The organism is Streptomyces sp. NPDC046881 (assembly GCF_040645015.1).
GTDB lineage: Bacteria > Actinomycetota > Actinomycetes > Streptomycetales > Streptomycetaceae > Streptomyces.
On the sequence record NZ_JBEYXJ010000213.1, the window covers coordinates 1 to 5,018 of the forward strand.

At 74.6% G+C, this 5,018-nt stretch carries 1 protein-coding gene; it reads right to left on the bottom strand.

Annotation, left to right across the window (positions count from 1 at the left end; genetic code table 11):
• Window positions 1–5,018, bottom strand: a 5,018-nt coding sequence (locus ABZ923_RS40925; protein WP_361483412.1) for an amino acid adenylation domain-containing protein, incomplete at both ends; no start/stop codon positions are given.

Sequence of the window (5,018 nt, forward strand, 5' to 3'; positions counted from 1 at the left end):
CCGCCGGCAGGTACACCGCCCGCGCATCACCCTCCGGATCCGCCGCCATCGCCTCCAGCACCGCCCGGAACATCCCCGCCAGCCGCTCGGCGTGCGGCTTGGAGACGACGTCGGCGCGGGTGTTGACGTACAGGCGGTCGCCGCGGTTGAAGACCGTCAGGTCGAACTCGTTGGCCGCGCTGGTCATGCGCGTGCCGGTGGCGACCTTGCCGGTGTCGACCTGGTGGAAGTCGATGTAGTTGAAGTAGGCGTTGATCAGCCGGCCGCCGCCCCAGTCGCGCTGCACGGCGGGCATCGGGTAGCGCCGGTGCGGCCACAGCTCGACCTCGCGGTCGAAGACCTGCCCGACCAGCTCCCGCCAGGTGCGGGCGCTGCGGTCGACGGCGAACGGCAGCGTGTTGAGGTACATGCCGAGCACCCGTTCGGCGCCCGCCGCCTCGGGCCGGGTGTCGCACACCAGGCCCGCGTGGTAGGCGGGTTCGTCGGTGAGCTGGCCCATGACCTTCATGAACGCGGCGACCAGCACGCTCTTGTAGGAGACGCCGGCCGTGGCGGCCAGTTCCCGCAGCCGGTCGCCGAGGTCGTCGAAGGGGACCTCCTCGTAGACCGGTTCGGCGGTGGTGCCGGCCCAGTCGCGGGGCAGGGCCACCGGCGCGTGGCCGTGGGTGACGCGCTGCCAGTAGGCACGGTCGTCCGCCGAGTCCAGCGCGGCCAGTTCGGCGGCGACCGCGTCGGCGAAGCGCACCTCGGGTATCGCGTACGGCTCCGGTTCGCCGCCGTCCCGGAACGCCCGGTAGCAGTCGAGCAGTTCCACCAGCAGCTGGTGGTAGCTCCAGCCCTCGGTGATCGCGTGCGACTGGGTGAACGTGACCCACCAGGCCTCGTCGCTCTCCTCGTGGGCGAGGATCCGCATCAGCGGGGCCCGGTCGATCTCGAACGTGGCGGCGCGCTGCCGGGCCTGGAGCTCGAAGCGGGCCGCGGTCAGCTGCTCCTCGGCCAGTCCGCGCACGCTGTGCACGGCGACCGGGATCTCGACGGAGGCGTGCACCAGTTGCAGCGGGACCGAGTAGCCCGTGAGGTGGAAGGAGGTGCGCAGCATCTCGTGCCGTGCCGCGAGCACCCGGGCGGCGGCGCGCAGGGCCCGCGGGTCCAGCGGGCGGTCGTCGGCGACCCGGAACGTGTTGACGATGTGGTACGGGTTGCGGTTGCCGCCGGTGGTCTCGATCAGCATGCCGAGCTGGGTGCGGCCCACCGGGTAGGCGTCCGTCACGTCCTCCGGCAGCCGGGCGCGGTCCTCGGCGGAGATCAGCGCGAACGGGGCGACGAACGCCCGCTCCTCCGCGGTGAGCGTCTCCCGCCCGGCGACCAGTTCGACGAGCCGTTCCACGGTGCGGGCCTCGAAGACGTCACGCACCGCGAGGTCGACCCCCTGGGCGCGCAGCGCGCCGACGAGCGCGACGGCCCGGATGGAGTCGCCGCCCAGGTCGAAGAAGCCGTCGCGGACACCGACCCGGGCCACGCCCAGGGCCTGCGCCCAGGCCTCGGCCATCCGCTGTTCCTCGGCGTCGCGCGGGGCCAGGTAGGCGCCGCGGGCGAAGGAGGTGTCGTCGGGCGCGGGCAGCGCCCGCCGGTCGAGCTTGCCGTTGGGCGTCAGCGGGATGGTGTCCAGCGTGACGTAGGCGGCGGGCAGCATGTACTCCGGGAGCGTGCGGGCGAGCCGGTCGCGCAGCTCCTCGGGGGCGAGCCGTTCGGTGTCGCGGGTGGTGAGGTAGGCGACGAGCCGCTCCTCGTGGACGACCACGACGGCCTGCCGGACCGCAGGGTGGGCGCCCAGCGCGGCCTCGATCTCGCCCAGCTCGATCCGGTGCCCGCGGACCTTGACCTGGTCGTCCAGGCGTCCCAGGAAGTCCAGGCTGCCGTCGGCCCGCCAGGCGGCCAGGTCGCCGGTGCGGTACAGCCGGGCGTCGGCCGGCCCGTACGGGTCGGGCACGAAGCGCTCCGCGGTCAGCCCGGGCCGGCCGAGGTAGCCGCGGCCCACGCCGGCACCGCCGACGTACAGCTCGCCGGGTACGCCCACGGGCAGCGGGCGCAGCCACTCGTCCAGCACGTACAGCCGGGTGTTGCGCACCGGCCGGCCGATCGGGACCCGGGCGCCGAGGTCGGCGGTGCCGGACAGCACGGCGTGGGTGACGTCGTCGGAGCACTCGGTGGGGCCGTAGGCGTTCACCAGCGGGATGCCCGGGTAGCGGGCGAGCCAGCGGTCGCACAGCTCGGCGGGGAGCGCCTCGCCGGTGACGACCAGCCTGCGCAGCCGCGGCAGGGCGGGCGCCGCGGCCCCCGCGTCCCAGTAGTCCAGCGCGGTCCGCAGCAGCGACGGCACGACCTCCAGGACGGTGACGCCCTCGGCGGCGACCCGGGCGAACAGCTCCTTCGGGTCGAGCGCCGTCGCCCCGTCGACGGTGCGCACGCTGCCGCCGACGACCAGCGGGGCGAGCATCTGCCACACGGAGATGTCGAAGGCCGGGGAGGCGTTCTGCACGACGCTGTCGCCGGCGTCCAGCTCCAGGTCCTCGACCTTGGCCAGCAGGTGGTTGCCCATGCCGTCGCGGCGCACCATGGCCCCCTTGGGGCGGCCGGTGGAGCCGGAGGTGTAGATGACGTACGCCAGGTCGTCCTGGCCGGCGAGCGGCTCGGGGTCGGTGGCCGGCCGGGTGCTCCAGGCGTCCGGGGCGTCGACCAGGACGCGGGTCACGCCCGCCGCCTCGGGCACCGCGGCGGCCGTGGCCGAGGCGGTGAGCAGGAAGCGGGAACCGGCGTCCGCCACCATGAACCGCAGGCGGTCGGCGGGCGCGTCCGGGTCGAGCGGCAGGTAGGCGCCGCCGGCCTTGAGCACCGCCAGCACGGCGAGGACCAGCTCGGGCGAGCGTTCCAGGCAGAGGGCGACCAGGGTCTCCGGTCCCACCCCGAGTCCGCGCAGGTGGCGGGCGAGCCGATTGGCGCGGCCGTTCAGCTCCCCGTACGTCACCACCCGGTCGTCGGCGGTGACGGCCACGGCGTCCGGGGCGAGCGCGGCATGGCGCTGGAACTCCTCGGGCACCCGCAGGTCGACCGGGGTGCGGGCGGTGTCGGTGAGGGTCTCCAGCAGCAGCCGGCGCTCGTCGTCCGGCAGGCAGTCGGCACGGGCGTCGCCGTCGACGTCGGTGACGATCGCCTCCAGCACCGCGCGGTACATCGCGCGCAGCCGCTCACCGTCGGCCCGGCCGAGGACGGCGGTCCGGGTGGACAGGCTCAGCCGGTCGGGCCGGCAGTGCACGGTGACGTCGAACTCCGTGCGGTTGGTGCCGAGCCGGGCGTCGGCGCGGGTCCCGTCGCCGTCCTCCCCGTCCAGGCGGGGCAGGTCGACGTAGTTGAACGCGACGCTCACCAGCCGTCCGCCGCGCCAGGACCGCTGCAGGGCGGGGAACGGGTAGCGCCGGTGCGGCCACAGCTCGACCTCCCGGTCGAAGACCCGGGTGATCAGCTCCCGCCAGGTGCGGGCGGAGCAGTCCACCGGGAACGGCACGGTGTTGAGGTGCATGCCGTACACCCGGTCGGCGCCGAGCATCTCGGGGCGGGCGTCGACGACCAGGCCCAGCTGGAAGGCCGGGGACTCGGTGAGCCGGCTCATCACCTTGGCGTGGGCGGCCAGCAGCACGCTCTTGACGGAGGTCCGCAGCCGGGTGGCCACCTCGCGCAGACCGGGTTCCAGGTCGGCGAGGGGCAGTACGAGGTCGTAGCCCTCGCCGGGTTCCGCGGCGCGCTCCCAGCCGTCGGGCAGGGTGAGCGGCGGGTGGCTGTCGACGATGTCCTGCCAGTAGGCCGCGTCCTCGGCGGAGGCGAGGGAGTCCAGCTCGGCCGCGATGTAGTCGGCGTAGCGGACGTCCGGTGCCCGGTGGGGCGCCGGTTCCCCGCCGTCGCGCAGCGCGCGGTAGCAGCCGAGGAGTTCGGACAGCAGCCAGTTGTGGCTCCAGCCCTCGGTGATGGCGTGCGGCCGGGACAGCGACAGCCACCAGCCGTCGGCGGTGACATAGGCGGTGACCCGCAGCAGCGGGGCGCTCCCGAGGTCGATCTCGGCGTTCCGCTCGGCCAGCAGCAGCCGCATCAGCTCGTCGTCCGGCTCGTCCCCGGCCGCGCCGGGCACGTGGTGGACGGTGACCGGGACCTCGGCCTCGGCGTGCACCAGCTGCATCGGCACCGAGTAGGAGTGCAGGTCGAACGAGGTCCGCAGCAGCTCGTGCCGGCCGACGACGGTCCGCGCGGCCCGGCGCAGGGCCTCCTCGGAGAACGGGTGGGGGTCGCGCACCCGGTAGGCGACGAAGCTGCGGTAGGCGTCGCCGCCGTCGAGCAGCTCGACCACCATGCCGGTCTGCACCTGGGACATGGGGTAGGCGTCGCTCAGGCCGTCCGGCAGCGCGGCCCGGTCCTCGGCGGACAGCAGCGCGAACGGCTCGACCGGGCCCCGGGCCGCGGTCAGGTCGCCGCGCTCGGCCAGCAGGTGGGCGAGGTCGCCGACGGTACGGCGGGCGAAGACGTCGGTGACGGAGACGTCCAGGTTCTCGGCGCGCAGGGCCCCGACGAGGGCGACCGCGCGGATGGAGTCGCCGCCCAGGTCGAAGAACCCGTCGTGCACACCGACCCGGTCCACGCCGAGCACGTCCCGCCACACGGCGGCGATCCGCTCCTCCAGCGGGGTGCGCGGGGCGACGTAGCGGGACGCCGCGTAGGCGGTGCGGTCGGGCGCGGGCAGGGCGCGCCGGTCGAGCTTGCCGTTGGCGGTCAGCGGGATCGCGTCCAGCGTCACGAAGGCCGCGGGCACCATGTACGAGGGCATCGACTGCCCGCACAGGGCGACGAGTTCGGCCCCGGACGGCACCTCGTCCGCCGCCGGCACCAGGTAGGCGACGAGCTGCTCGTCGCGGACGACGGCGACGGCCTCACGGATACCGGGATGATCGGCCAGTACGGCCTCGATCTCGCCG